This is a genomic window from Arthrobacter sp. P1_B9 (genome assembly GCF_056406495.1).
In genome coordinates, this window is sequence record NZ_JBFUAA010000003.1 from 426,622 (window position 1) to 451,946 (window position 25,325).

General features: G+C 66.0%; 27 protein-coding genes and 1 tRNA gene. 14 read left to right on the top strand and 14 right to left on the bottom strand.

From position 1 onward, the window contains the following. From AC1D1A_RS06915 to AC1D1A_RS06940, 6 genes are read right to left on the bottom strand one after another with little or no spacing between them, the layout of a single operon-like run. Complete coding sequence (locus tag AC1D1A_RS06915) at window positions 1-1,845, bottom strand: protein kinase domain-containing protein (protein WP_476850714.1); 1,845 nt, start codon at window positions 1,843-1,845, stop codon at window positions 1-3. Continuing rightward, window positions 1,842-3,299 (bottom strand): peptidoglycan D,D-transpeptidase FtsI family protein, encoded by a 1,458-nt coding sequence (locus tag AC1D1A_RS06920; RefSeq protein ID WP_476850715.1) that lies wholly within the window; start codon window positions 3,297-3,299, stop codon window positions 1,842-1,844. Before AC1D1A_RS06920 ends, AC1D1A_RS06915 begins: the two co-directional genes overlap by 4 nt. Then, window positions 3,296-4,741, bottom strand: coding sequence for an FtsW/RodA/SpoVE family cell cycle protein (locus AC1D1A_RS06925; RefSeq protein WP_476850716.1), 1,446 nt, complete (start codon window positions 4,739-4,741; stop codon window positions 3,296-3,298). The genes AC1D1A_RS06920 and AC1D1A_RS06925 overlap by 4 nt, the downstream gene beginning before the upstream one ends. Continuing rightward, complete coding sequence (locus tag AC1D1A_RS06930; RefSeq protein ID WP_476947391.1) at window positions 4,738-6,537, bottom strand: PP2C family protein-serine/threonine phosphatase; 1,800 nt, start codon at window positions 6,535-6,537, stop codon at window positions 4,738-4,740. The genes AC1D1A_RS06925 and AC1D1A_RS06930 overlap by 4 nt, the downstream gene beginning before the upstream one ends. Window positions 6,538-6,539: 2 nt before the next feature. Continuing rightward, window positions 6,540-7,022 (bottom strand): FHA domain-containing protein FhaB/FipA, encoded by a 483-nt coding sequence (locus tag AC1D1A_RS06935; protein ID WP_018775647.1) that lies wholly within the window; start codon window positions 7,020-7,022, stop codon window positions 6,540-6,542. Continuing rightward, the gene (locus tag AC1D1A_RS06940) at window positions 7,019-7,768 is read right to left on the bottom strand and encodes an FhaA domain-containing protein (protein ID WP_476870300.1); all 750 of its coding nucleotides are present in this window, start codon (window positions 7,766-7,768) and stop codon (window positions 7,019-7,021) included. Before AC1D1A_RS06940 ends, AC1D1A_RS06935 begins: the two co-directional genes overlap by 4 nt. A gap of 384 nt (window positions 7,769-8,152) precedes the next feature. On the opposite strand from AC1D1A_RS06940, the gene AC1D1A_RS06945 reads away from it, so the two are divergent. Then, window positions 8,153-8,235, top strand: a tRNA-Leu gene (locus AC1D1A_RS06945). A 196-nt stretch (window positions 8,236-8,431) separates the two neighbouring features. Here AC1D1A_RS06945 and AC1D1A_RS06950 read toward each other — a convergent pair. After that, window positions 8,432-9,124 (bottom strand): TetR/AcrR family transcriptional regulator, encoded by a 693-nt coding sequence (locus AC1D1A_RS06950; protein WP_476850718.1) that lies wholly within the window; start codon window positions 9,122-9,124, stop codon window positions 8,432-8,434. A gap of 194 nt (window positions 9,125-9,318) precedes the next feature. On the opposite strand from AC1D1A_RS06950, the gene AC1D1A_RS06955 reads away from it, so the two are divergent. The 4 genes from AC1D1A_RS06955 to AC1D1A_RS06970 all read left to right on the top strand — a co-directional run bounded on the left by AC1D1A_RS06955 (window position 9,319) and on the right by AC1D1A_RS06970 (window position 13,903). Next, on the top strand, window positions 9,319-10,707 hold the full coding sequence (locus tag AC1D1A_RS06955; protein WP_223915405.1) for a flavin monoamine oxidase family protein: 1,389 nt from the start codon (window positions 9,319-9,321) through the stop codon (window positions 10,705-10,707). 54 nt (window positions 10,708-10,761) lie between these two features. Beyond that, window positions 10,762-11,745, top strand: coding sequence for a universal stress protein (locus AC1D1A_RS06960; protein WP_476947392.1), 984 nt, complete (start codon window positions 10,762-10,764; stop codon window positions 11,743-11,745). A 14-nt stretch (window positions 11,746-11,759) separates the two neighbouring features. After that, window positions 11,760-13,292: an APC family permease gene (locus AC1D1A_RS06965; RefSeq protein WP_476850727.1), complete on the top strand. Its 1,533-nt coding sequence runs from the start codon at window positions 11,760-11,762 to the stop codon at window positions 13,290-13,292. A gap of 128 nt (window positions 13,293-13,420) precedes the next feature. After that, entirely contained in the window at window positions 13,421-13,903 is a 483-nt protein-coding gene (locus AC1D1A_RS06970) for a pyridoxamine 5'-phosphate oxidase family protein (protein ID WP_476947393.1), read from the top strand. 111 nt (window positions 13,904-14,014) lie between these two features. Here the strand turns inward: AC1D1A_RS06970 and AC1D1A_RS06975 are convergent, their stop codons facing one another. Both AC1D1A_RS06975 and AC1D1A_RS06980 read right to left on the bottom strand, forming a co-directional pair. Next, a complete protein-coding gene (locus tag AC1D1A_RS06975; protein WP_230008242.1) occupies window positions 14,015-14,653 on the bottom strand; it encodes an NADPH-dependent F420 reductase in 639 nt (212 codons plus the stop codon). 53 nt (window positions 14,654-14,706) lie between these two features. Beyond that, window positions 14,707-15,339: a hypothetical protein gene (locus AC1D1A_RS06980; RefSeq protein ID WP_230008241.1), complete on the bottom strand. Its 633-nt coding sequence runs from the start codon at window positions 15,337-15,339 to the stop codon at window positions 14,707-14,709. Between the two features lie 196 nt (window positions 15,340-15,535). On the opposite strand from AC1D1A_RS06980, the gene AC1D1A_RS06985 reads away from it, so the two are divergent. After that, window positions 15,536-15,913 (top strand): VOC family protein, encoded by a 378-nt coding sequence (locus tag AC1D1A_RS06985; protein WP_223914848.1) that lies wholly within the window; start codon window positions 15,536-15,538, stop codon window positions 15,911-15,913. A 28-nt stretch (window positions 15,914-15,941) separates the two neighbouring features. Here the strand turns inward: AC1D1A_RS06985 and AC1D1A_RS06990 are convergent, their stop codons facing one another. After that, a complete protein-coding gene (locus AC1D1A_RS06990) occupies window positions 15,942-16,550 on the bottom strand; it encodes an NADPH-dependent FMN reductase (protein ID WP_476947394.1) in 609 nt (202 codons plus the stop codon). Between the two features lie 141 nt (window positions 16,551-16,691). Next, on the bottom strand, window positions 16,692-17,096 hold the full coding sequence (locus tag AC1D1A_RS06995; protein WP_018775636.1) for a DUF5997 family protein: 405 nt from the start codon (window positions 17,094-17,096) through the stop codon (window positions 16,692-16,694). 122 nt (window positions 17,097-17,218) lie between these two features. On the opposite strand from AC1D1A_RS06995, the gene AC1D1A_RS07000 reads away from it, so the two are divergent. Next, window positions 17,219-17,974: a LysR family substrate-binding domain-containing protein gene (locus AC1D1A_RS07000; protein ID WP_026538047.1), complete on the top strand. Its 756-nt coding sequence runs from the start codon at window positions 17,219-17,221 to the stop codon at window positions 17,972-17,974. A 90-nt stretch (window positions 17,975-18,064) separates the two neighbouring features. Next, window positions 18,065-18,550 (top strand): VOC family protein, encoded by a 486-nt coding sequence (locus AC1D1A_RS07005; protein WP_476947395.1) that lies wholly within the window; start codon window positions 18,065-18,067, stop codon window positions 18,548-18,550. A gap of 104 nt (window positions 18,551-18,654) precedes the next feature. Here the strand turns inward: AC1D1A_RS07005 and AC1D1A_RS07010 are convergent, their stop codons facing one another. Together AC1D1A_RS07010 and AC1D1A_RS07015 are read right to left on the bottom strand one after the other, a co-directional pair. Further along, window positions 18,655-19,218, bottom strand: coding sequence for a dihydrofolate reductase family protein (locus AC1D1A_RS07010; RefSeq protein WP_476947396.1), 564 nt, complete (start codon window positions 19,216-19,218; stop codon window positions 18,655-18,657). Window positions 19,219-19,569: 351 nt separating this feature from the next. Next, complete coding sequence (locus AC1D1A_RS07015) at window positions 19,570-20,115, bottom strand: hypothetical protein (protein WP_476851761.1); 546 nt, start codon at window positions 20,113-20,115, stop codon at window positions 19,570-19,572. A 223-nt stretch (window positions 20,116-20,338) separates the two neighbouring features. Between AC1D1A_RS07015 and AC1D1A_RS07020 the strand changes: the two genes are divergently transcribed. Then, window positions 20,339-21,046 carry a VOC family protein gene (locus tag AC1D1A_RS07020; protein ID WP_476947397.1) on the top strand — a complete coding sequence of 236 codons (708 nt, stop codon included), beginning with the start codon at window positions 20,339-20,341 and terminating at the stop codon, window positions 21,044-21,046. Between the two features lie 43 nt (window positions 21,047-21,089). Next, a complete protein-coding gene (locus tag AC1D1A_RS07025) occupies window positions 21,090-21,674 on the top strand; it encodes a GNAT family N-acetyltransferase (protein WP_476947398.1) in 585 nt (194 codons plus the stop codon). Between the two features lie 303 nt (window positions 21,675-21,977). Here AC1D1A_RS07025 and AC1D1A_RS07030 read toward each other — a convergent pair whose 3' ends face one another. Continuing rightward, entirely contained in the window at window positions 21,978-22,313 is a 336-nt protein-coding gene (locus AC1D1A_RS07030) for a hypothetical protein (RefSeq protein WP_230012656.1), read from the bottom strand. 97 nt (window positions 22,314-22,410) lie between these two features. On the opposite strand from AC1D1A_RS07030, the gene AC1D1A_RS07035 reads away from it, so the two are divergent. From AC1D1A_RS07035 to ureC, 4 genes are all read left to right on the top strand, one after another. Then, on the top strand, window positions 22,411-22,731 hold the full coding sequence (locus tag AC1D1A_RS07035; protein WP_230010922.1) for a DUF6221 family protein: 321 nt from the start codon (window positions 22,411-22,413) through the stop codon (window positions 22,729-22,731). A 129-nt stretch (window positions 22,732-22,860) separates the two neighbouring features. Continuing rightward, window positions 22,861-23,163 carry an urease subunit gamma gene (locus tag AC1D1A_RS07040; protein WP_476870293.1) on the top strand — a complete coding sequence of 101 codons (303 nt, stop codon included), beginning with the start codon at window positions 22,861-22,863 and terminating at the stop codon, window positions 23,161-23,163. An 8-nt stretch (window positions 23,164-23,171) separates the two neighbouring features. Continuing rightward, window positions 23,172-23,522, top strand: a complete 351-nt coding sequence (locus tag AC1D1A_RS07045) for an urease subunit beta (RefSeq protein WP_476947399.1) — start codon at window positions 23,172-23,174, stop codon at window positions 23,520-23,522. Next, the gene (gene ureC / locus AC1D1A_RS07050) at window positions 23,519-25,309 is read left to right on the top strand and encodes an urease subunit alpha (protein ID WP_476947400.1); all 1,791 of its coding nucleotides are present in this window, start codon (window positions 23,519-23,521) and stop codon (window positions 25,307-25,309) included. Before AC1D1A_RS07045 ends, ureC begins: the two co-directional genes overlap by 4 nt. Window positions 25,310-25,325: the final 16 nt, after the last annotated feature.

Consider the following 25,325-nt stretch of genomic DNA (forward strand, 5'->3'; position numbering starts at 1 on the left):
TTAGGGTCCGGACTTGGTAGCTGAAGGTGAAGGGGATGCGGCCGTGGCCTTGGCGAGGTGGTAGGTCACGACGCTTCCCGCGGTCACTTTGGACCCGGAAGGAGGCTGCGAGCTCACGAAAGTGCCCGGATCTTCCTTCTTGTTTGTGGGACTGACGTCGGCTCCCTTGGCCCAGCGCAGCCCGGCGTCCTGGATTGCCTGCTGGACTTCAGCCTCGCTGGCGCCCGCCTTGATGGACGGGACGTCGACCATTTCCGGGCCCTTGGAGTAGCTGACCGTGATGGTGGTGCCGGGCTGGACCGCACCGGAGGGATCGATGTTGGTGACGGTGCCTGGCGTCGCGTCGTTGACGACCTCGACACCAGTGACTTGCAGCCCCTTGCCGATCAGCTCATTGCGGACATCGTTGTACGGCCGCCCGAGGTAGGCGTCCGGGATCAGGTTGACCGCGGCCGGGGTGGATTCGGTGGGTGTCGCGGAGCTGGGCGTGGGGGTGGGGGTCTCGGTCGGGGAAGCCGAGGACGCCGACGGCGTGGCACTGCTCGGTTTCGCGATGCTGGACGTGGCACTGCTCGTGGCCGGACCCTGCGAGGGGAAGAGGCTGCCGGCCTGGCTCAGGACCACACCGACCAGGGCGAACACCACCAGCAGGATCAGCGCAATCAGCGGCCACGTCCACGGGCTGCGTCCGCGGCGCTTCGGCTCCTCCTCCGGCTCGTCGTAGTCTTCTTCCTCCTCTTCCTGCACCCAGCTTCGCTCGGCCGCCAGGGCATCGGCGCGGTTGAGAGCGTTGCGGGCGCCGTAGCCGCTGGCTGCGGCAGCGCCTGCTGCCAGGCCCGCGGCTGCACCTGCACCGGCGGCGCCCACTACGGGCAGCGCGGACGTCGCCGACGTCGACTTGTCCTCTGCGGCGCTGGAGCCAATGACGCTGGTGGCCGCTGTGGGGACGTCGACGGGGGCCGTGATGGGCCCGGTGGCTGCCTCGAAAAGCAGCATGCCCGGTACGGCTGCGTGTGCGGCGGCGATATCACCGTTGCGGATGGCCTCGGCCGCCTCGGACAGCTTGATGGCATCGGCCGGGCGGTTCTTCGGATCCTTGGCCAGCATGGACATCAGCAGGGCGCGGACGGGTCTGGGCAGTGTGTCCGGCAGGGGCGGAGGCGCATCGTTGACCTGGGCCAGCGCGATGGCGATCTGGGATTCCCCGGAGAACGGCCGGTGGCCCGTGAGGCACTCGTAGCCGATGACGCCGAGGGAGTAGATGTCCGAGGCTCCGGTGGCAGTCTGCCCCGTGGCCTGTTCGGGCGCCAGGTACTGGGCGGTGCCCATCACCTGGCCGGTCTGGGTCAGCGGAACCTGGTCGGCCAGGCGCGCGATGCCGAAGTCGGTGACCTTGACGCGGCCGTCGGGGGTGATGAGCAGGTTCCCCGGCTTGATGTCGCGGTGCACGAGGCCCTGGGCGTGGGCGACTGCCAGGGCCCGCGCCGTCTGGGCGATCATCGAAAGGGTGCGGTCCGGGGAAAGCACTTGTTCGTGCTCGATGATGCTGCTCAGCGGCTGGCCCGGAACCAGTTCCATGACCAGGTAGGCGGAACCCTCTTCCTCGCCGTAATCGAAGACGTTGGCGATGCCCACGTGGTTCAGCAGGGCGGTATGGCGTGCCTCGGCGCGGAAGCGCTGCAGGAAACCGGGGTCGCCCGTGTATTCCTCCTTGAGCACCTTGATGGCGACGATGCGGCCAAGGATCAGGTCTTTGGCTTTCCAGACTTCTCCCATGCCGCCGATCGCAATGCGCGTGGTCAGCTGGAATCTGCCGCCGAGGGTGATTCCCGAAGTAGGCCTCACTTATTCAACACCGCCTCAAAAATCTTCTTCGCGTTCGGACTGGTTAGGTTTGCGCCAGTGGTGATGTCTACGCCTTCCATGACGATGGTGACGGCCACTTGCGGGTCATTTGCCGGGGCAAACCCGGTAAACCAAGAATTGTTCAGGCCGTTGCCGAGTTCCGCGGTACCGGTCTTGCCGGCCACCTGGACACCGGGCACGGCCGCACGGTGTGCGATGCCGTCGTCGACAACGCTGACCATCCACTCGTTGATCTGCCGTGCGATCTCCGGAGTCGTGGCGGTGCGCAGGGCCTGTGGTTTCGGTTCGTTGATCGTCCGCAGGTCGGGGGCGCGTACGGCCTTGATCAGGTTCGGCTGCATCTGCACTCCGTCGTTGGCGATCGCCGCCGTCATGGTGTTGATCTGCAGCGGCGTGGCGCGGACGTCGCGCTGGCCGATCGAGGACTGCGCCAGCCCGGCGTCGTCCAGCGGTTCGGTCGGGAAGAAGCTTGGGGCACTGTCCAGCTTGAGCTGGTCGCCGAAGTCCTGGCCGAAGCCGAATTTCTCCGCCTCGTCCGCGATGGCTTTCTGCTTCAGGTCCAGGGCGATGCTGGCGAACGGTGTGTTGCAGGACTGCTGCAGGGCAAACGCGAACGACGCCGTCGTGCGCGTGTAGCAGTTGCCGCCCGCGTAGTTGGGCAGCTTGTAGTCGATGCCGGGGAAGGACATCTCGGCCGGGTTGGGCAGGTCGCTGTCCTTGTTATACTTGCCCGATTTCAGCGCCGCAGAGGTGTCGATGAGCTTGAACACCGATCCCGGTGCCAGCAGCTCGCCCGTGGGTCCAGAGACGTTCTGGTTCAGGTTGATCCCGGGGACCTGGTTCAGCTCGGTGTAGTTGGCCTGTTCGGCGGCAGCGTCCTGGGTGGCAATCAGGTTGGGGTCATAGGACGGTTTGGACACCATGGCCAGGACCGCGCCGGTCTTCGGGTTGGTGACCACGATGTGCCCGCGAATGCCGTCCGGGATGAGGTCGTACGCCAGCTTCTGGAGCTTGGGGTCCAGGGTCAGCTCCACGGACGCGCCCTTGGGCTGGTTGCCGAGGAACAACTGGCCCACCCGGTCCAGGAACTGCTGGTCCGAGCTGCCGGCCAGGACATCGTTCATGGACTTCTCGAGTCCGGTGAGGCCGTAGTTCTTGGAGAAGTAGCCGGTGACGCCCGCGTAGAGCTCGGGCTGGGAGTAGGTCCGCTGGAATTTGCAGCTTTCCGTGGCGGGCACGGACTCTGCCACCGGGGTGCCGCCGACAATGATCGCACCGCGGTCGTTGCAGTAGTTCTGCAGGATGGCGCGCCTGTTCCAGGCGTTGGCCTTAAGCTCGTCGGCGCCAACCACCTGCACATAGCTGAGCGCGCCGAAGATCAGCACGAACATCGCGATGGCGGCAATCCATGAATTGCGGATGGCCTGGTTCACAGCTGTTTCACCGCCTCGGTGGGTGCGTCGGGACTGTTACGGGGATCCGGCGCCGGTTTGGCAGGCAGCACGGGGAAGTTCTTGCGCGCACCGGGTTCCTGGCCGGGCGGCAACGGCGTTGTATCCACCGGGCCGCGCGCGGAGTGCGAAATCATGAGCAGCAGACCCACAATGATCCAGTTCGCCAGGAGCGAGGACCCGCCGGCGGCGAGGAACGGCGTCGTAAGTCCGGTCAGGGGGATCAGGCGCGTCACGCCGCCGATCACCACAAAGCACTGCAGCGCGATCGCGAAGGAGAGCCCGGTGGCGAGCAGTTTGCCGAACGCGTCGCGGGTGCCCAGCGCGGCGCGGAAGCCCCGGGTGAACAGCAGCAGGTACATCAGGACGATCGCGAAGACGCCGATCAGGCCCAGTTCCTCGCCAAAGGAGGCGATGATCATGTCGCTGTTGGCGAAGGGGACGAGGTTGGGCCGGCCCTGGCCGAGGCCGGTGCCGACCAGGCCGCCGTTGGCCATGCCGAACAGGCCCTCGACAATTTGGAGGCTGCCCCCGAACTGCCGGCCGTAGACCTCATCGGTGAACGCGTTGAGCCAGCCGTCGATCCGCAGGGCCACGTGCGAGAACACGCGGGCAGCGACGACGCCGCCGACGGCAATCAGCACGAGGCCGATGATCACCCAGCTGATGCGGCTCGTGGCGACGTAGATCATGACGAGGAACAGGCCGAAGAACAGGATCGAGGATCCCAGGTCACGCTGGAAGACCAGCACGCCGATGCTCACGAGCCAGGCGGTGATCATGGGGCCCATGTCCTTGAACCGCGGGAACTGCACCGGGCCGATCTTGCGGCCCGCCAGCAGGATGAGGTCCCGGTTCGACGACAGATAGCCGGCAAAGAAGATGGCCAGCGTGATCTTGGCGATTTCACCCGGCTGGAAGGTCATGGAACCGATCTTGATCCAGACGCTGGCACCCAGGACCTCTCCGGCGGAGACGCCGGGAACCAGCGGCAGGATGAGGAGCACGGCGCTGATGGCCAGGGAGATATAGGTGAAGCGGCGCAGGATCCGGTGGTCCTTGAGGAACCAAATGACCGCGATCGCGACCGCCATGGCCACCAGGGTCCAGCGCAGCTGGTTGTTGCCGGTGTCTTCGCCCACCCTGTCCAGCCGGTGGATCATGGCCAGGCCCAGCCCGTTAAGGGCGACCACGAGCGGAAGTATTACCGGGTCGGCATATTTTGCGCGGAGCCGCAGCACCACATGGAAGGCGAGGGCGGCCAACGCCAGGAGTCCGGACTGGAACCAGAAGTCGGTGTCAAACGCTTTTTGCCGGTCCACGCCCACGAGTGCCTGGGCACCAATCCCTACGGCGAGGGCGAGGACCAGGAGGACAAGCTCCACGTTTCGTCGTGGCCTGGGCACGGGGTCGATGGGTGTCATTTGGCCCCCTCGCAATTCGTAGTCGGGGTGGCGGATGGCGACGGCTTGGCCGCTCCAGGGGAGGCTGTGGCACTTGGCGACGCCGTGGAGCCCGGCTTGGCCGTGGTGCCGGGGGAGGGGGTGGCACCGGCGGCCGTCGCTGCGGGGGACGGGGTGAGGCATTCATCGGCCGGGGCGGTCGTGCCGGTGCGTTCCAGGTTTTTGACGATCCGCTGCGCGTCGTAGAGGTCGCGGGCGGGCACAGTCTGGCGCACCCGCTGCTGCGAAAATTCGGGAAGGTCGGACATCTTGATATCGGTTACCGCTTCGAGAGTGGAAAGCTGGATGGGTCCGAGACGCTGGGAGACGCCGTTGAAGATGGCCACATGCTGATCGTGTTCGCCGATGTAGTAGCGCGTCTGGGTCCAGGCGTAGCCAAGCCAGAGTCCGACGGCCAGCAGCGCGACGATCGCGGCGGCAATGGATACGGTAAGCCACCGGCGCGGCCGTCCGGCGGGCCTGAAGTCGTCTGCCTCCTCGCGGTCCTGTTCGGACTTGTGCGTGAGGACCGTGGCCGCGCGCCGGGCCACGGTGCGTCCGGCGATGGAAGGAATGGACCCTGATTCCGCTGCTGCGGCGGCGGCCCCGACAAGTTCGTGCGGGCGCATGGAGAGTTCTTCCCGCAGGACTTCGGCCGAGAGGTGTTCGCCCAGATGCGGGTCGGTGGTGGTCTCGGGTTCCTTGCCCTCGGCGGCCTTCTGTGTGGATGCGGCCGGCGATGTGCCGTCGGCCGGGGACCCTGCGGCCGGGTCGGCCGGCGGCCCCGAGGCTTCTGCCGCGGCGGCCAGCGCGGCGGGCCCGGTGTCCTGGGCGGAGTTGTCCTTCTTTACGGACTCGTTTACGGACTCGCCGGGGGTTTTCGCGGCACCAACGGTGCTGCCGGCCAGGGGCCCGGCCGGGGCGGCGGGCGCTGACGTCCCGGCGGCCGCTGCGGGCGCGGGCACGACGTCGACGGCGGCGGTCCGGACGTCATCGCGTGTCGGCTCGGCGATGTCGAGTACCACCACGGTCACGTTGTCCGGGGCGCCGGCCTCCAGCGTGAGTTCAACCAGCAGTTCGGCGCATTCGCCCAGGTCCTTCGTCTCCCGGACGGTGCGCTCCACGACGTGGCCGGCCACATAGTTCAGGCCGTCCGAGCAGAGCAGCCATCGTTCCCCGGCCTGGACTGCCAGTGTGTCAAGATCAAGCTCCGGGCTGGCATCGACGTCGCCCAGCACGCGCATGAGGACGTTCTTGTGCGGATGCGTTTCGGCCTCTTCGGGGCGGAGCCTGCCCTCATCGATGAGCCGCTGGACAAAGGTGTGGTCGACACTGACCTGTTCGAACTCGCCGTCGCGCAGCCGGTAGGCCCGGGAGTCGCCGATGTGGGCGAAGTGGAGCTTTCCTTCGGCGAGGAGCAGGGCCGTGACCGTGGTGCCCATCCCGGCGAGCTTGGGATTCATGTGCACCAGTTCGGACAGCAGGGAGTTGGCCGTCTGGATTTCGTCGGCGAGCACGGTCCCGGCGTCGCCGTCGTAGTCGTCGTGGTCCAGGTGGATCATGTCCAGGACGGTCGCGGCGGAGGCGACGTCGCCGCCGGCATGGCCACCCATGCCGTCGGCGACGACGGCGAGGTGCCGGCCGACGTAGGCGGAGTCGTCATTCTTGGCGCGTATGCGGCCGACGTCTGACCGCGCGGCGTAGCGCATGATGAGCGGCCGCTTCGGGGCAGTTGGCTTGCCTTCGGCCCTGTCTGCGGGAAATTCCGGGGCAGCCACGGCTACGGCCTCAATTCGATGACCGTCTTGCCGATTCTCACGGGGACGCCCAGCTCCACCGGGAGGGCCCGGGTCAGCTGCTGGTCTGCCAGATATGTGCCATTAGTGGAGCCGAGGTCCTCGATGAACCAGCGGCTGCCCTGCGGGAACAGGCGGGCATGGCGGCCCGAGGCGTAGTCGTCCTCCAGGACCAGGGTGGCTTCCTGTGCCCGGCCAAGGAGGATCGGGCTCGCCGCGAGGGCGATGGTGGTGCCCTTCAACGGTCCCTCGGTCACGATCAGCTGGCGGGCCTGCTGTTTGACGGGGGCGGGCGGCGGTTCAGCAAGGGAAGGATTCTTGCGCACCTGGCGTGCCGTGGGGGCACCGGCCGCCGCCTTGCGGCCGATCATCAGGTCGCGGCGCATGGCCGAGACAATGCTGAAGATCAGCACCCACAGGAGGATGAGGAACCCGAAACGCAGGGCCGTGATGGTCAATTCGCTCATGCGTGGCCGCCTGGGTGGGCGGGCAGTAGGCGGAAGATGATTTTGGTTCGTCCCATCATGATCGTGGCGCCGTCAGCAAGATCCGAACTGCCCACGATCTTTTGGCCGTTGACGTAGCTGCCGTTCGTGGAGCCGAGATCGATCGCCTGGGCCGTACCAGGCCCAGTCCGGATTTCCAGGTGGCGGCGCGAAACGCCGGTGTCGTCAATAAGGATGTCTGCTTCGGAGGACCGTCCGAGGACGATTGAGGGCGCGTTCAGCGAATAGCGCTGGCCGTCGATGTCCAGTACAGGCTGAAGCTGTGTCGGCTGGCGTGTCGGAGCCGCGGGTACGTTGCCGTGAATACCCGGCTGCGCCGGGACGGAAGGGGCGGAGGCTTTCTCGGTCCGCGAGGTGATGTCGAAATTCCCGGCGCGGTGCTCCTCATCGCGGCGGAAACTGATCCGGACCGGGCCCTGGAGGGTGTAGCCCTGGCTGCGGACATGGTTGATGACGACGTCGCACAGTTCCTCCGCGAGCGGTGTGCCCCATTCCTGGGCGCGCTGGAAGTCCTCGCTGCTGAGGAGTACGTCAAAAACGTTAGGGGCCAGGGTGCGTCCCGCGGCGATCGTGATGGCCTTGTTGTCCACCTCGGTGCGGAGGCGGCTCGCGATCTCGACAGGCTCAACCTGGGCGCGGGAACCGGTGGAGAAGACTCCGCGGACGGCCTTTTCGATGCCGCGCTCGACTTTGTCCAGCAATCCCATGGTCCTTCTCCTTTCCTGTTGGCTGCGGGGCAGCGTTCGTTCCGGAACTCGGTTTCCAACTTTTGCGAGCCCGCGCTCAGCGGACACTCCTACATCAGATACTACTGGGCGTGTCTGGGAATGGCCTCAACGGACGCCGCCGGGGCGACGTCAAAATGAGTGCCCGCCGCGCCCTGACGTGCGCGGACACCGCCGCCGGGACTGCCGCGGCGGGTCCCCGCGTGACGCCCGGCCGCGGGGCAAGCGTGGCCGGCAAACGACCCCATTCAGGGGGCTCTGGGGCTCGATTGGTGTTTTCCGGCAATTGTCCGTTATGCTTGATCTCGCTGCTTTTACGAGGTTGGCGGTCCGGGAAACCGGCCCTATCCGAGTGGAAGAAGTTGCGCGCGAGTGGCGGAACGGCAGACGCGCTGGCTTCAGGTGCCAGTGTCCGAAAGGGCGTGGGGGTTCAAATCCCCCCTCGCGCACGCAATCGAAAGAACCCCGGTCTTGGACCGGGGTTCTTTTGTTTAACCCGCACGGGGGCAGCCGGCGTCGGGGTTTCCCGGTTTCCCCACATTCGAAGGCTTGGCCCGGCGTGTTGCGCCGACCCGCCGGTGTGGGGCGGCGCCGGTCCGTCAAAAGTGGGGAAACTCCGCAGCAGCGGACCACGCGGCAAGACCGCTAGGCTGCCCGCAGCGCCCCGAGCCCGGCGAGGAGTGCCTCGAGTCCCAGCTTGAAGGCGACGTCGGCCGGTTTTTCATGGCCTTCCTCGGCCAGGCGCTGGACGGCGGCGGTGAAATGCGGTGTCGACGCGGCCATGGTGCCGGAATCGAAGATGTCCGCGGGTGCGGTGACGTCGTAGGCGGAGCCAAAGATGAACGATTCGATCGCGACAATGGCCGGGACAATGCGCTCCTGCGGAAAGCCTGCGCGGCTGAAACCGGCACTGACGGCCTCATACATGGCCAGTGTCTTGGGCGCGTCGGTCACGGGCAGTACGGCAATGACGGGAATCAGTGGGGTGTGCTTGGAAAATACGTCGCGGTAGCTCCAGGCCCAATCCCTCACGGCCTGTTCCCAGTCCCCGGCCTCGAAGGCGGTGACGTCCACGAACGAGGTCAAGTGGTCCTGGACGAGGACCAGCACGTCCCGTTTGGACGAGACATGGTTGTACAGCGCCGAGGGAGCCACGTTGAGGGTCCGCGCCAGGGCAGCCATGGTGAACCCGTCGTAGCCGCTCTTGCCAATCAGCTGCAGGGCCGCCACGGTGATGCCGTTCTGGTCCAGCACTGCCGCGGCGGGCCGTCCCGCACGGCGGCGGGGCCTGGCTGCGGGGCCGTGCGGATCGGCGGGGGCGCTGGTTGCTGCCGTCATTCCGGGCCTTTCTTCTCTGCTTGGCTTCTCAGTTTGGCTGGCGGGTTCGGGGTGAGCCCGTTCTGCCCCTACTTTACGGGCGAAATTCATTAGGCGGAGGGTCTTCCCCGAAGCGTGTGGAAGGTCTATCATTCTAAATGAACGCCATTCATTTTGTGGTCCGCATCACTCTAGCGGCCACGGGGAGGAACATCATGCTGGAACTTGACCGCGACGTCGTCATCGTAGGAGCCGGCCCGTCAGGCTTGACCGCCGCCCGCGAGCTGAAAAAGGCCGGACTCAGTGTGGCGGTGCTCGAGGCGCGGGACCGCGTGGGCGGCCGGACCTGGACCGACACGGTTGACGGGGCCATGCTCGAGATCGGCGGCCAGTGGGTTTCGCCGGACCAGACCGGGCTCCTGGGGCTCCTGGATGAGCTCGGACTGCAGACCTATTCCCGCTACCGCGACGGCGAATCCGTCTACATTGGCGCGGACGGCAGGCGCACCCTGTACACCGGTGACACCTTCCCGGTCAGCGAAACCACCGCCGTCGAAATGGACAAGCTCACGGCCCTGCTGGACTCCCTGGCCGCGGAGATGGCTCCCGAGGAGCCGTGGGCCCACCCCAAGGCCCGCGAGCTGGACACCATCTCCTTTCACCATTGGCTGCGGCAGAACTCAACAGATGAGGAAGCCTGCAACAACATCGGCCTGTTCATCGCCGGCGGCATGCTAACCAAACCGGCCCACGCCTTCTCCGCCCTGCAGGCCGTCCTCATGGCTGCCTCGGCGGGGTCCTTCACCAACCTCACGGATGAGGACTTCATCCTGGATAAGCGGGTTGTCGGCGGGATGCAGCAGGTTTCGCTGCTGCAGGCCGCGGAACTGGGCGACGACGTCGTCCTCGGCAGCCCGGTCCGCACCATCAACTGGGCCGATGACGCGAGCGGAGGCTACCGTGTCACTGCCGTCTCTGACCGGGCCACGGTGAACGCACGTTTCGTCATCATGGCCGTGCCGCCGAACCTCTACACCCGGGTGTCCTTTAACCCGCCGTTGCCCCGCCGCCAGCACCAGATGCACCAGCACCAGTCACTTGGCCTGGTCATCAAGGTCCACGCCGTCTACAGCAGCCCGTTCTGGCGCGAAGACGGCCTGTCCGGGACGGCCTTCGGCGCCGGCGCCATTGTGCAGGAGGTCTACGACAACACCAACCACGAGGACCCGCGCGGCACGCTGGTGGGCTTTGTCTCGGATGAGAAGGCCGACGCCATGTTCGAGCTCAGCGCGGAGGACCGCCGCCGCGCCATCCTCGAGTCGATTGCGTCCTTCCTCGGCGAAAAGGCCCTGGATCCCGAGGTTTACTACGAGTCCGACTGGGGTTCGGAGGAATGGACCCGGGGGGCTTACGCCGCCAGCTACGACCTTGGCGGACTGCACCGCTACGGCAAGGACCAGCTGACGCCGGTCGGGCCGATCTATTGGTCCTGCTCGGATCTTGCGGCCGAGGGCTACCAGCATGTTGACGGCGCCGTCCGGATGGGGCAGCTCACGGCGGCCCGGATCGTCGCTGCTGCGGACCGTGCGTCCGTCGCCTCGTAGAGAATCCCAACAATTCAGTTGAATGCAGTCCAGTTCAGTTAGGAGAGCGGCCAGATGCGTTACGTAGTGGGGTATTCAGCCAATGCCAGGGGCCATGATGCGGTCAATCTGGCCGTCTCCCTGGCGCTCGGGCGGGGGGCGAGCCTGGACCTTGTGCTGGTGGTGCCCGAAGTGCAGCAGTCCGGGCACGCCCTCGCGCCGAAGGCGGGCTTCGAAAATCTGCTCACCGAGCAGGCCCAGGAGTGGCTCGACCAGGCCCTGGCGCTGGTTCCATCCAGTGTCCCGGCGCAGGCCCACATCCGCAGCCATGATTCCGACGCGCACGCACTGATCGAGGCGGCCGAGGAACTGGGCGCGGACATGCTCATCATCGGGGCCACCAGCACCGGGCTCTTCAAACGGTTCACGATCGGGTCGGTGGCCAGTGCACTACTCCACGCCTCGACCGTTCCGGTTGCCCTGGCACCGCACGGCTATCACCGCCAGGAGGCCCTGACCCGGATCAGCTGCGGGCTCGGAACCCGGGCCGGTGCGGAGAAGCTGCTCGAATTCGCCCTAGGCATGGCGTCGAACCGGGACGTGCCACTGCGGGTGGTGTCGCTTCTGGCCCTCGACGGCGACGCGGCCGATTCAGCCGACGCGGCCCGGGAGTATGCGGCCAAGTGCCTTGCCGACGCACTGGCTGCCGGCGGGCCGGCAGTCCCGGGGGAGGCGAAGGCGGAGGTCCCGGGGGAGGCGAAGGCGGAGGTCCCGGGGGAGGCCAAGACGGAAGCCCAGGTGGAGGCGAAGACGGAAATCGTCGTCGCCCACGGGCGCAGCATCGAGGAAGCCGTGGACCGCCTGGACTGGGAAGACGGCGAGGTCCTGTTGATCGGATCCAGCCGGCTTGCCAAGGGCCGGTCCATCTTCCTCGGCAGCACAGCGGGCCGCATTCTGCGCGCCCTGCCGGTGCCGATGATCGTGGTCCCCAGCGACTATGAACTCAAGCACCTCAATCATTCAGCGTCGAGTGACACCCCCCGAGAGGCACAACAATGAGCGCAGACCATGCGATGTCCAAGCCGTCGCAGACAGGACAGCAGACAGGACAGCACACCGAACAGCAGCACGGACTCAGTGAGAAGGGCCTGAAAGCCGGATCGGTGGGGCTCATTGGCGCCGTCGTCATCGGCATTTCCTGTATCGCCCCGGCATACACCCTTACGGCCGCCCTGGGTCCCACCGTGGCCGAGGTCGGCGTGCAACTGCCGGCGATCTTCCTGGTGGGCTTTATCCCCATGCTGCTGGTGGCCTTCGGCTACCGGGAGCTGAACAACGCCATGCCCGACGCCGGGACCTCCTTCACCTGGGCGTCGCGGGCGTTCGGCCCCTGGATTGGCTGGATGGGCGGCTGGGGACTCATCGCCGCCACCATCATCGTGCTCTCGAACCTGGCCGCCGTAGCGGTGGACTTCTTCTACCTCATGCTGGCGCAGATCTTCGGCAATCCCGAACTCGCCGACCTCACCACCAACCTGCCGCTGAATATCGCGACCACACTGGTGTTTATCGCCCTCGCGTGCTGGATCTCCTACCGCGGCATGGAAACCACCAAGACCGTCCAGTACGTTCTCGTGGGATTTCAGTTGCTGGTCCTCGCCTGGTTCTCGATCTCAGCGTTCAGCCACGTCGCCAACGGAACCGCCTTTGACGCCACGGCCATCTCCCCGGACTGGTTTAACCCGTTCGCCGTGGGATCCTTCTCCGCCTTCGCCGCCGGCGTTTCGCTGTCCATCTTCATCTACTGGGGCTGGGACGTCACGCTGACCATGAACGAGGAGACCAAGAACCCGGAGAAAACGCCGGGACGTGCCGCCACGATCACCGTGCTGGTCATCGTGATCATCTACATGACGGTTGCCCTGGCCACGCTGAGCTACGCCGGCGTCGGCGACACGGGGCTGGGCACCGGCAACCCGGAGAACCAGGGCAGCATCTTCGCCGTTCTGGCGGGACCGGTAATGGGCCCGTTCGCCATCCTGATGTCCCTGGCTATCCTGAGCAGCTCCGCCGCGTCTCTGCAGTCCACATTTGTCTCGCCGGCGCGCACCCTGCTGTCCATGGGCCATTACCGGGCGCTGCCGCAGAAGTTCGGCAGGATCAGCCCCACATACAAGTCGCCGAGTTATGCCACGATCGCCTCTGCCATCGCGGCCGCGGCGTTCTATGTCATCACCCGGACCACGTCGGAAAACGCACTGTGGGACACCATCACGGCCCTGGGCATGATGATCTGCTTCTACTACGGCATCACCGCGTTGGCCTGTGTCTGGTTCTTCCGCGCCGAGGCGTTCAGCGGAGCGAGGGCCTTCTTCTTCAAGTTCCTCGCGCCACTCCTGGGCGGCGTCATCCTGCTGGTCATGTTCGTCAAGACCGCCTACGACTCCATGGATCCCGCGTACGGATCAGGGTCGTCGATCGGCGGTGTGGGGCTGGTCTTCATCCTGGGCATGGGCGTCCTCCTGCTGGGCGTGGTGCTCATGCTGGTCATGGCCAAGCTCCGCCCCGAGTTCTTCAGGGGCCAGGTCCTGACCCGCGGGCACTGAGTCCACTGCCGGTTCAGGGAAGGTCCCGGGAAGGTCTCCGGCCGGCAGCCATTGGAAAGTAAGCACACTTACCAATAGGCTGTCCGGAGGGGGACCTTCCTCCGTTGGAACCAGAACGAGGTGAGAGCATGTCGGATGCCGAAAGCATCAGCAAGGTCACGGACATCATCAACGATTCGCACATCGGAATGTTCACCACCATCAACGAAGCAGGCGGGCTCGTCAGCCGGCCGCTGGCCGTCCAGGAGGTCAAGGACGACGGCGACATGTGGTTTTTCACGTCGGCGACCACCTCTCAGGTGGCCCACATCCGCGCCAACCCGGCGGTGAACGTCTCCTTCGGCAAGCGCACCGAGTGGGTTTCGGTGGCCGGGACCGCTGAAGTGGTCACTGACCGGCAACTGATCCACGACATGTGGAATCAGGTGGTGGAGGCCTGGTTCCCGGACGGGCCGGACACCCCTGAGGTGGTCCTGCTCCACGTCGACTCGGACTCCGCCGAGTACTGGACCAGCCCGGGCGGCACGGCGGCCACCGTGCTGCAGTGGATCAAGTCCAAGGTGACCAACAGCCGGATGAGCGTGGGCAACAGCGGAACGGTCGAGCTGTAGCGCGCCGAACCCGGGCCACCGCCCGGTCTCACCGGTGGATATTGCCGCTCGATATCACCGCTCTGTATCACCGCTCAGAGCCGATGACGGCCGATCGGGACCGGACTGCTCCTAGTCGGTGATTTTCAGGCCGGTGCCCCAGTTGAAGGTTGGATACGCGGGGTTGGCCTGCAGCGCCATGACCAGCAGCATGAAGCCCTCGAGTTCTCGGGCGTGACGCAGTCCGCCCACCTGGAGCGGACGCAGCCCGGCGGCTTCGGCGAAGACCGCAACCTCGTTGCGGGCCTCTTCGGAGTCCGAGGCGATGAAGACATCCATCGGCTGGCCGCCGGCTGCCCCGGACCCGAGCGGGCCGGCAAAGGTGGTGTTGAAGGCTTTCACCACCCGTGCGCCCGGGAGCAGTCCGGCGATTTCCTCCGCCGCCGACGTCCCCGGGGCGACCACCAGCGAGTCGAAGGTTTCGGTGTCAATCGGATTGCTGATGTCCACCACCGTCTTGCCGCTGAGCGTGTCGCCGAAATGCGTGGCAACTTCCCTGGCCGGGCCGAAGTACAGCGCGAGGACGACGATGTCTCCCTCGGGAACCTCGCTCAGGCCGCCGGAGCTGGTGGTGCCGCCAAGTTCAGCAGCGAGCTTGGCGGCATTCTCCGGCGTCCGGTCCAGGATCTGGACGGAGCGCCCGGCGGCGACAGCCCGGGTTCCGATCGCCCGTGCCATATTGCCGCTGCCGATGATCGTGATGTCAGTCATGATGGAACCTTTCCAAGGTGGCCGCGAACTGCCGGATCGGCAATTCCGGGGAATCAGCCGTGCGCGTGGTCCGGGCCAGGCGGCCCGGCGGCGCTGACGCCGGCCGCGCGTTCGGCGGCAGCGAGGGCATGTTCCAGCCGTTCCACGGCCGGGGCGTAGGCGGCATCGGTGCAGGCGCGGTCCGTACGGCCGCCGAGGCCCTCGGCGGCCTTGATCGCCCGGATCAGTGCCGCGGTTTCCGGTTGCCGGGTATCGCTCATCGCGGGATAGTCAATCGAGAACCCCGGATCCAGTTCGTACCGCTGCCACCGGGCGAGGGCGCTCCGGTGCCGTGCGGCGGCCGCCTCGTTCAAGAGCCGGGTTTCCCGGCTGGCCCGGCGGGCTTCCTGCCGGCGGAGCAGCCGGGGTGCCGCAGCGACGGCCGCCAGGGCAGCCCCCGCGGCCAGCATCCCGAGCGCCAGGCCGGCCCAGGGCCATGTGGAAGAGGCCAGGACGATGGCGGGCACAATGACGGCGAGTCCGGCGAATGCGTCCCAAAACGCGCCGTCCGCGCCTTCGGAAGGCCCGTCGTCGGCCGCCAGGTGCTTGCGGGCGAAATAGACCGAGGCGAACGCTGCCCCGGCAACCAGAATGGCGAGGGCCAGGAACTGCCAGGCCGCGAGGGCGCCGGATAGTGAAAGCGTCATTGCACACCTCCCCGGAACGGTCCCGGGCGGGCGCTGTTCCGCTAGTTCCATTGGAATCCCTGGCGGCGGGGCCGTCAATGCCTGCCGGGCCGGGGCAATGCCCGGCGCCAGCGCGGACGCAAACCCAGGCGCCAGGGCCGGTGCGGAGGCCGCGTCGCGGTTCCTACGCCGAGCCTCCCGGCGTAGCCTAGGGGCCATGCGACTGAAAATGTGCAGTATCCACGTCAAGGATCCAGCCTCGGCCCATGAGTTCTACACCGGCACGCTGGGCTTCGAAACGCTGATGGCCATGCCGGAGCACAACCTCTTCATCATCAAGGATCCGGATGGTGCCGGAGGCGCCGGACTGCTGCTGGAACCCAGTGACAACCCGATCGGCGCGGCCTACATGAACGGTCTGCACGACGCCGGGATTCCCGCGATCGTCTTTGGCGTGCCGGACGTGCGCGCCGAATACGACCGGCTGGCGGCCAAGGGCGTGATGTTCCAGGGGGAACCGTCCGAGGGGCCCGGCGGGACCAGTGTGGTGTTGGATGACGGCTGCGGGAACTTCGTGCAGCTGCACCAGGACTAGATGCCGGAGAACCGCGCCCTGACTCTGCCTAACGGCTCGTCTTGTCCTTGTCCGGGTGCTCGTCGCCGATATGGCCCGGTGCATTGGCGGCCAGGACCCGCGCCACGAAGGAGGCATACTCCTCCATATAGTGGCGCAGCAACCCGGCCGTAGCCTCGTCCTTGACCTCGCCGTCCTCGCCGTAGGCCTCCGGGACGAAGCGGATGTAGGCCTCCGGCGCATTCAGCTGCGGCGCGTCGAGGAAGCTCAGCACACTGCGGAACGAGGACTGCATCACGGCCGTCCCAATGCCGCCGGGGGAGGCGCCGATGATCCCGGTGGGCTTGCGGGCGAAGGAGTTGGTGCCCCAGGGCCGGGATCCCCAGCCGATGGCGTTTTTGAGCGCTCCGGGGATGGACCGGTTGTATTCGGGCGAGACGAACAGGATGCCGTCGGAAGCCGAGATGGCATCTTTGAGGGCCTGCCCAACGGGTGGGAAAGCGGCATCAAAATCCGGGCTGTACAACGGCAGATCCCTGATGGGGATCTCCGTGAACTCCAGTTCCGCAGGTGCAAGCCGGATCAGCGCCCTGGACAAGGTGCGGTTGATGGAATTGCTCGAGAGGCTCCCGACAAAATATCCGATCTTGAAGCCCATGAACTTGTTCCTTCCCGATACGCCGCCGGTGGCAGGTGAATTGGGATGCGGAGGGGATCGGACCGGCGGCCCCGACCCATTCCGCGAGCGTAGTCCTGCGTCCGCGGGTTGAAAAGAGGGGCCGGGAGAAAGCTCGTGCCGCTATTCGGCCTTGGCGCGGGCTTTCTTGGCGTCCTTCTTGGCGGCCTCGTCCTTGACCCGCTGGGCCTCGGCGCGGACGGCGGCGTGGGTGGCGCGCTCGGCCACCAGCCAGGCCGGGGGAGCCTGGAGCAGTGCGGTGATTTCCGCCGTCGTCAGCGCTTCCTCAACACCACCGCGGGCCAGGCCGGCGATGGAGACGTTGAGCTTCTGCGCGACCACGGGGCGCGGGTGCGGGCCGTTGCGGCGCAGTTCCGCGAGCCACTCCGGCGGGTTGGCCTGGAGATCGGCAAAATCAGCGCGGGTGATGGTTGAATCCTGGAACTCCTGGGGTGTCGCCGGCAGGTAGATGCCAAGCTTCTTGGCAACGGTGGCCGGTTTCATGGACTGGGAGTTTGCAGAGGTCATAGTCCAAGGGTATCCGGCCAGAGCACTGCGAGGCACCAAACTAGCACCAAACCAGCACCGGATCAGCACGGTGCCGCCATCGCGGCGGACCCCCGCGCCACCCCGGGCGGTACTGTGAACATGTGTCCGCAGCAGAAGAACCATCCCAGACCCCCGACGAAACCGCCGTCGTCCCAGCCGTCGCAGTTGGGCGGGAGCTGCGCTTCGCGTACGTCGCCGGTGTGACACCGGGCAAATGGATCCGCCGCTGGGAGGAACGGATGCCCGATGTTCCGCTGCACTCCTTTATGTCCGACGACGGCGCGCAACTGTCCGTGCTCCGCGACGGTTCCGCGGACCTGAGTTTCGTCCGGCTCCCGGTGGAACGCGAGGGCCTCAGCGTGATCCCGCTCTACGAGGAGCAGCCCGTGGTGGTGGCACCGAAGGGGCACGAGGTCTCCTTGTTTGAAGAAGTGGACCTGGCGGACCTGTCCGCCGAGACGTTTCTCGATGTGCAGGAGCTCGGCGGCCCGGCGATGGCGCTGCAGGTGGTGGCGTCCGGTGCCGGGCTGGTGATCCTGCCGATGTCCGTGGCCCGGCATTTCAACGTCAAGGACACCGTGGCGCGGAAACTCACGGGGGCGCCCGGCACGGAGATCGCCCTGGCCTGGCCGAGCGACGCCACGGACGAGGTCATCGAGGAATTCATCGGTATTGTCCGCGGACGCACCGCCGCGAGCTCCCGCCAGCCCTCGGCGCAGCAGGAGAAACCCAAACGCGAGCCCAAGCCGGACCGGCGCGGCACCGGAGCCGCGAAGAAGCCCAAGGTGGCGCAGCGCTACGCTCCCAACCCGGACAAGGGCCGCGGCAAGGGATCCCGGAAGAAGGGGAAACGCTAGGCCTTACTACGAGGGGCGCCACGATTGCGGCCTCCCGCAGATGATTCGGACCTATCGTTGGAACACGACCCCGCGATCAAAGGATTTGCCGTGGACACTCAGGTTCCCCAGTTCGATGGCGTGCATCACCTCAAACTCCCGGTCAGTGATCTCGACCGCAGCCGCGAGTGGTACCAGAGCCGGCTTGGTTATGCCGTTGCGATGGAGTTCCGCGAAGATGGCAAAGTCATGGGCCTTGCTCTTAATCACCCGGATGGCGGACCGAGACTGGCCCTGCGGCTGGACCCCGGCAAAGCGGCGGCCTCTTCCGGATTCGATTACTTCTCCATAGGCGTTCCGACCAAGGCGGCAATTGACCAGCTCTCCGCGCGGCTGACGCAGTTGGGGGACGCCCATGCTGGCGTCCTGGTCGCTTCTCTGGGGTGGATTCTGCCCGGTCTCTCGGACCCGGACGGACACGAGATCCGCTTCTACACCACGGAGTCCCACAAAAAAGCGCCCGACGGGAAGGTCTATGTTGTGGAGAATGCCCGGCAGACGACGACGCACCGAAACCAGGAACGGTTGTCTCAGTGACCACTCAAGTTTGAACCCACCGATGACATTCCGGACTATCTACTGCCCGTCGATTGGCAGACGCTGGTGTGGAGTCCTTCCTCGACCGCCCGGAGGAAGCGTGCTCAGCGCCTCGCCTCGTACCTGGTCAGGACCACGCCGCCGGGAAACGTCCGCGTCTCCACCAGGTCCAGGTTCACCCAACTGTCCAGCGCGTTGAAGAACGGAGTGCCGCCGCCTACCAGGACCGGATGGGTGGCCAGCACGTACTCGTCGATCAGCCCGGCCCGCATGGCCGCCCCGGCGAGCGATGCGCCGCCGACGCTCATCGGGCCGCCGTCCCCGGCCTTGAGCCGGGTGATCTCGGCGATCGCGTCACCGGTGACCAGGCGGGTGTTCCAGTCGACCTTGTCGATCGTCGAGGAGAACACCACCTTCGGTGTGTCCCGCCAGTTTCTTGCGAACTCGATCTCCGCCGCGGTGGCGTCGGGCTGCTGATCGCCGGTCGGCCAGTAGGAGCTCATGGTCTCCCAGAGCTTTCGGCCGTACAGCGACAGGCTGCTAGCCCGCTCCTGGTCGAGCCACCACTGGAACAGTTCGTCGCTCGGCCCGCCCCAGCTGATGTCGTCGCCGGCCGCGGCGATGTAGCCGTCCAAGGTCAGATTCATGCCGTAGATCAGTTTTCGCACGGCGCCAGCCTTCCGTCTTGTCGTGGTCGAGGGCATCATTGAACTCTGTCGTCCCGCATATGATCGGCAGCATCCTGTCCCTCTTGGAGCCACCGTAACCGCCCATGGTCTGGATGCCATAGCCTTCGGTCCGCGTTTCAACTGAGCTGCCCGATGAGGGGTCGGCTTACGGACACGTTGCGGAGCATCGAAACCCGTCTTGACGTGTCCCACCCAACGATCCTTCACTGGACACCTCCAGTCATCCGGCGCTTCAGGAAAGAGCTAACGAAAGCCGGGGTAGCCCATTCTCACGTCTGTATATGGCGCACGAATCTTGATCGCCGTCCTATGCGGTCAAATATCTGCGTATCAGGACCAGCCAGGTATGTCTGGTGAGGGCGCGAATGAATTGGGAAGTTCCGTGACTTGGTAGAAGCGTTCGGTCTCAGGTTTCCTGTACTTGCTCACGCGGACTGTTTCCAGAGACGGACAGTTCTCCAAGACGTTGAGTGTGCCGTCTTCGGGGAGCACCCCGAAGAGCTCAATGTGCGCCAGAACCGGTAACTCCGTTAGCGGGGCCAGCGATTGAACGATTGTTTTCTTCCCAGATGAGTCCCAACTAGGCAGCGTGCTGAGTCTTATCGTTCTTAGACGTTGCAGTTGACTGAGCGGGCCGAGGTCCGACACGTTAGGCAAGTGCATGATGCTTAGATAATCGAGCCGGCCCAGACCTCCCAAGGACGCCAGGCCCATATCCGGATATGTTGCAATGATAAGGGTCTTCAGATTGACGAATTCCGATAGGCCCGCCAGGGACTTGTATTTGCAGTGCCACACCCGCAGAGCAGTCACTTCAGCTGGGGCCGGATGCGCAGGCAGTGACCGAGCATCGTCTCTCATGAAGTCAGCGATCATCCTGCCACCGTAGTGGAAATATTAGGAAAGCGGCCGGTGAGGGACCGGCTTACGGGCGGTTGCCCAGTATCCGCGCTCGTGGAGACGCCCTTGCTTGGGCAGCGGGCGCAGACTTCCCTTGAAGATGCCTTTGGTATCGGCTTAACTGTTGGCAAAGGGGCGGGAGGCACTTACAAATGACGAGCTCCAGCGCTGAGACTGAATCACAGATGAGGTCCCGAACATGGACATGCTGAACGGCGAGGAGATCGCCGAGGCCAGGCTGACCGACTGGCGCAAGTTGGCCCAGGGACTCCATGCCCGCTACCTGGTCGACGACTTCGGCACCGGTGCACGGTTCGTTACCGCGGTAGGCGAGGCGGGCGATGCGCTCGGACACCACCCGAGCGTGTCGATCGGCAATGGGTACGTCGACCTCAAGATGGTCAGCGCCGACGCCATCTACCGCGACGACGAGGGCACCGAGCACGTCGTCGAATGGGTAACCCAGCAGGACGTCGACCTCGCGCGACGGATCTCCGAGTTCGCCGCCGACCACGAGGTCGACGCCGACCCGGCCTCGGTCAGCGTCATCGAGCTCGGTCTCGATACGGCCCACTCCGCGACCATCGCCCCAGTGTGGGCCGCCCTGTTGACCGGGAACGCCGAGGCCCAGGGTCACGGGTCGCCCAGCGACGAGATCCGGGACGCCACAGGGCGTGTACCGAACCTGTGGTTTGGGGACGCCGGTGAGACCCCGAGCCAGCGGTTCCACGTCGAGATCTATGTGGCGCCCGAAGTGGCCGAGCAACGAATCGCCGCTGCCGTCTCCGCGGGCGGGACTGTCGTCGATGACACCGGCGCGCCGTCGCTCACCGTGATCGCCGACCAGGACGGCAACACAGGAGTCCTATGCGTCGCTGAGTCCCCCGCGACGAGAGCTACCTCCTGACTTTCTTCAACTCGTTCCCGAGACAACCCCTGAGGTGGGCGTGATGACTTCGCACGTGATCAAGCCGCTCACCGCCGAGACCTTCCCGGCGTGGCTGGCGCTCGCGCAGAAGCACAACGGGGTCTGGGGTGGGTGTTACTGCTCGTATTTCCACGACGACACGGAGCGCACCGTCAAGAGCGAGTACGACGGGCCGACGTTCAAGCAGAGACTCATGGCGGAGGGCGTCGCGCACGCCGCGCTCGTCTTCGACGGCGACGACGCGATCGCGTGGTGCGAGTACGGCAGTCCGGTCGAGCTGCCGCGCATCTATCACCGCAAGGAGTACGACGCGGGCGAGACTGAGCCGGCACCGTGGCGCATCACATGCTTCTTCGTCGACCGCGACCACCGACGTTCGGGAGTGGCACGGGAGGCGCTGGATGGCGCGCTCGAGCTGATCGCGCAGGCCGGCGGGGGCGAGGTGGTCTCGTTCCCCAACGAGCTCGCCCCGGGCAAGAGGACGTCGTCCTCATTCCTCCACAACGGTACGAGGGCCATGTTCGAGAAGGCTGGATTCACGTTCGAGCGTCACATCGGCAAGAGCAAGACCGTGATGCGCAAGACGGTCCCGCCGGCCGGCGGCTGACGCTGGGTTCGCACGGGCTGGTCACGACGGCGTCAGGTTCGGCTCGCCGCCCTCTCGATCGCCGCCCTTGAGATCCCGCAACATCAACGACACTCAGAGTGTTCGAAAACAGGGTCGTCGCCGGGACTCTCCTGAACGAACCCGAGACGCCCCGAACCGTGCGGATATTGGCCGCAAGCCAATCCACGACTAGCGTTGGCCAACAAACCGGACCGATTCCGACACCGACCGCTGACGGTCCCCTTGCGGGCGGCCTGCCTCATAACCCCGGTGCCTCGAAACCCATGCCGCGCATGACGTGGGTTACTTGGCGCAGGCGTCCTGAAGGGCCTTGACGGATTCGGCCGGAACCTGGTCGCCGGAGTCGGCGATCTGGCGCAGCGGGGTGGTGATCTCAGCGGGTGCACCCGCGGCTTCCGCGCTGGTGACAAGACCGCCCAGCAGTTCCTTGTCCTTGGCGCTGACCAGGCCGTTCTTCACGATGGCGCAGGCCTGCTTCTTCACTTCATTGCCGGCCGCCGTCGCAGCCCGTGACGCCCCGTCGTTGACGGCCTTTTCGGTAGCGTCCTGCACTTGCCCACAGCCGGTAAGTCCGATCAAGAAGGCGGCAGCGGCAAGGGCGGCGAGACGTCGTTTCATCCACCCACCCTAACAAGCGCGGCTTGTGCCGGCCTGAGGAAAAAGGGCAAACGCCAGGCCGTAGCCGTGTGGGCACCGGCGCGCATAGGCTCGGTGAGTGGACATCGTCGAGTTCCTGACCGCGCGCATTAGAGAAGACGAAGCCGTCGCCCTAAAGCTGCTCGGCGACCCCACGCTTGCCGTCTCCGGCGAGTGGTATGAACGCCGCCTGCTCCGTGAGTGCGAGGCCAAGCGCCAGCTCATCGGCATCATTGAATCCGCACGCCAGTCCGTGCTGGCCATGTTGGTCAGCCAGGAACCCGCCGAGGCCGGATGGGTGCCGGACGTCATCGAATGGACCACGCTCTCCCTGCACACCCTGGCGCTGCCGTATGCGGACCACCCCGAATTCCAGGCGCACTGGCGGATCACCGGATAGGGCCGTCAGCGGTTAGCTCCTGAGATGATGACGGGTCCCGGAAACCTGCAGGAAATCTCCGCGGCCTACTCTGGTCACACCGCGGCTTCTGCGGTCCGCCAGTCGGCTGGTTCTTGAAGGGATACCGTCATGCACCTCTTGCCCCGTGAGCAGGAAAAGCTCATGATCGTGGTCGCGGCGGATCTCGCCCGCCGCCGCCAGGCACGCGGACTGAAGCTGAACTTCCCCGAGGCCGTCGCGGTGATCAGCTACGAACTGATCGAGGGCGCCCGGGACGGCCGGACCGTTCCGGAGCTCATGAGCTCCGGAACCACCATCCTTGGCCGCGACGACGTGATGGAGGGCGTGCCGGAAATGATCCACGACGTCCAGATCGAAGCAACCTTCCCGGACGGCACCAAGCTCGTCACCGTTCACGACCCGATCCGTTAGGAGCTTCGATGATTCCGGGAGAATACGTTCTCAGTTCCGCGCCGCTGGTCATCAACGCCGGCCGTGAGGCGGTGGACGTCGCGGTGACCAACACCGGAGACCGGCCCGTCCAGGTGGGCTCGCATTATCACTTTGCCGAAGCCAACTCCGCGCTGCAGTTTGACCGGGCGGCCGCCTACGGCCGCCGGCTGGACATCCCGGCCGGCACGGCCGCGCGGTTCGAACCCGGGGACAGCAGGACCGTCCGGCTGATCGAGCTCGCGGGCAGACGGGAAGTGTACGGCCTCAGCAACGCCGTCAACGGCGCACTCCGCAAGAGCGGACTCCCTGTTTCCGAAGGGGAAGGTGACGCACAGTGAGTTTCGAGCTATCCCGCAGGCAGTACGCGGACCTCTACGGCCCGACGACGGGCGACGCCATCCGCCTGGCCGACACGGATCTGTTTCTTGAGATCGAGAAGGACCTCACCGTCTACGGCGAGGAAGTGGTGTTCGGCGGCGGCAAGGTGATCCGCGACGGCATGGGCCAGAACGGCCAGGTGACCCGGGACGGTGACGGTTCCGGAGGTATTGGTTCCGGCGGTATTGGTTCCGGCGGCGGAGTCCCGGACACCGTGATCACCAACGTCGTGGTGCTGGACTACACCGGCATCTACAAGGCCGACGTCGCGCTCCGGGACGGCCACATCTTCCGGATCGGCAAGGCCGGCAACCCGCAGATCACCGACGGCGTGGACATCGTGATCGGCGCGAGCACCGAGATCATTGCGGGTGAACGGAAAATCCTGACCGCCGGCGGGGTGGACTCGCACATCCACTTCATCTCCCCGGACCAGGTCCCCGCCGCCCTGTGCAGCGGCGTGACCACGATGGTCGGCGGCGGCACCGGCCCCGCCGAAGGCACCAAGGCCACCACCGTCACCCCCGGAAAATGGCACATCCAGCGGATGCTGCAGGCCGCCGAAGGGCTGCCCATCAACATCGGCCTGTTCGGCAAGGGCCACGCGTCCGCCGTCGAACCCCTGGCCGAGCAAATCCGCGCCGGCGCGATCGGGCTGAAAGTCCATGAGGACTGGGGCTCCACCACGTCCTCGATCGACACGTCGCTGCAGGTAGCGGACCAGTACGACGTCCAGGTGGCCATCCACACCGACACCCTGAACGAGTGCGGCTTCGTGGAGGACACCATCCGGGCCATCGACGGCCGCGTGATCCACACCTTCCACACCGAAGGCGCCGGCGGCGGCCACGCCCCGGACATCATCAAGATCGCCGGGCTGCCCAACGTCCTGCCGGCGTCCACCAACCCCACCCTGCCGTACACGCGCAACACCATCGAAGAGCACCTGGACATGCTCATGGTCTGCCACCACCTGAACCCGGACATCCCGGAGGACGTGGCATTCGCGGACTCCCGCATCCGCGCCGAGACCATCGCCGCCGAGGACGTCCTGCAGGACCTGGGCATCTTCGCGATCACGTCCTCGGACTCGCAGGCCATGGGCCGGGTGGGCGAGGTGGTCATCCGCACCTGGCAGGTGGCGGACAAGATGAAGAAACAGCGCGGCGTCCTGAAGGATCCTGCCGGGGGTGCGCACGGGGCCGCGTCAGGCCTGGGCGCCGAGAGCGACAACTTCCGGCTCAAGCGCTACGTGGCGAAATACACCATCAACCCCGCCATCGCGCAGGGCATGGCCGATTCCATCGGCTCCGTGGAGGTCGGCAAGTTCGCCGACCTGGTGCTCTGGGACCCCGCGTTCTTCGGAGTGAAGCCGGACCTTGTGCTCAAGGGCGGCCAGATCGCCTACGCCCTCATGGGTGACGCCAACGCCTCCATTCCCACCCCGCAACCGCGCACCATGCGGCCGATGTTCGCCGCCTATGGCAAGGCGCTGCAGCAGTCCTCCATCACCTTCCTCTCCCAGGCCGCCATCGACGCCGGGGTCCCGGCCGAGCTCGGACTGGAGAAGGTCATCCGGCCGGTGTCCGGAATCAGGAACCTCACCAAGGCGGACCTCAAGTACAACGGCGCCACCCCTGATATCGAGGTGGACCCGGAAACGTATCAGGTGAGCGTCGACGGCGAGGACGTCACCTGCGAGCCCTCAGACGTGCTGCCCATGGCGCAGCGCTACTTCCTTTTCTAGGCTTCCAGAGGAGACC

What these genes read in the sequence shown, in the direction of transcription:
- AC1D1A_RS06955 (WP_223915405.1), top strand. Translation starts at nt 9,319, where the DNA reads ATGCTGGAACTTGACCGCGACGTCGTCATCGTAGGAGCCGGCCCGTCA.
- AC1D1A_RS06950 (WP_476850718.1), bottom strand. Translation starts at nt 9,124, where the DNA reads ATGACGGCAGCAACCAGCGCCCCCGCCGATCCGCACGGCCCCGCAGCC.
- AC1D1A_RS06925 (WP_476850716.1), bottom strand. Translation starts at nt 4,741, where the DNA reads ATGACACCCATCGACCCCGTGCCCAGGCCACGACGAAACGTGGAGCTT.
- AC1D1A_RS07015 (WP_476851761.1), bottom strand. Translation starts at nt 20,115, where the DNA reads ATGATCGCTGACTTCATGAGAGACGATGCTCGGTCACTGCCTGCGCAT.
- AC1D1A_RS07045 (WP_476947399.1), top strand. Translation starts at nt 23,172, where the DNA reads ATGATTCCGGGAGAATACGTTCTCAGTTCCGCGCCGCTGGTCATCAAC.
- AC1D1A_RS06975 (WP_230008242.1), bottom strand. Translation starts at nt 14,653, where the DNA reads ATGACTGACATCACGATCATCGGCAGCGGCAATATGGCACGGGCGATC.
- AC1D1A_RS06980 (WP_230008241.1), bottom strand. Translation starts at nt 15,339, where the DNA reads ATGACGCTTTCACTATCCGGCGCCCTCGCGGCCTGGCAGTTCCTGGCC.
- AC1D1A_RS07025 (WP_476947398.1), top strand. Translation starts at nt 21,090, where the DNA reads ATGACTTCGCACGTGATCAAGCCGCTCACCGCCGAGACCTTCCCGGCG.
- AC1D1A_RS07030 (WP_230012656.1), bottom strand. Translation starts at nt 22,313, where the DNA reads ATGAAACGACGTCTCGCCGCCCTTGCCGCTGCCGCCTTCTTGATCGGA.
- AC1D1A_RS07040 (WP_476870293.1), top strand. Translation starts at nt 22,861, where the DNA reads ATGCACCTCTTGCCCCGTGAGCAGGAAAAGCTCATGATCGTGGTCGCG.
- AC1D1A_RS07020 (WP_476947397.1), top strand. Translation starts at nt 20,339, where the DNA reads ATGGACATGCTGAACGGCGAGGAGATCGCCGAGGCCAGGCTGACCGAC.
- AC1D1A_RS06965 (WP_476850727.1), top strand. Translation starts at nt 11,760, where the DNA reads ATGTCCAAGCCGTCGCAGACAGGACAGCAGACAGGACAGCACACCGAA.
- AC1D1A_RS06985 (WP_223914848.1), top strand. Translation starts at nt 15,536, where the DNA reads ATGCGACTGAAAATGTGCAGTATCCACGTCAAGGATCCAGCCTCGGCC.
- AC1D1A_RS06935 (WP_018775647.1), bottom strand. Translation starts at nt 7,022, where the DNA reads ATGAGCGAATTGACCATCACGGCCCTGCGTTTCGGGTTCCTCATCCTC.
- AC1D1A_RS06940 (WP_476870300.1), bottom strand. Translation starts at nt 7,768, where the DNA reads ATGGGATTGCTGGACAAAGTCGAGCGCGGCATCGAAAAGGCCGTCCGC.
- AC1D1A_RS06995 (WP_018775636.1), bottom strand. Translation starts at nt 17,096, where the DNA reads ATGACCTCTGCAAACTCCCAGTCCATGAAACCGGCCACCGTTGCCAAG.
- AC1D1A_RS06960 (WP_476947392.1), top strand. Translation starts at nt 10,762, where the DNA reads ATGCGTTACGTAGTGGGGTATTCAGCCAATGCCAGGGGCCATGATGCG.
- AC1D1A_RS06990 (WP_476947394.1), bottom strand. Translation starts at nt 16,550, where the DNA reads ATGGGCTTCAAGATCGGATATTTTGTCGGGAGCCTCTCGAGCAATTCC.
- AC1D1A_RS06970 (WP_476947393.1), top strand. Translation starts at nt 13,421, where the DNA reads ATGTCGGATGCCGAAAGCATCAGCAAGGTCACGGACATCATCAACGAT.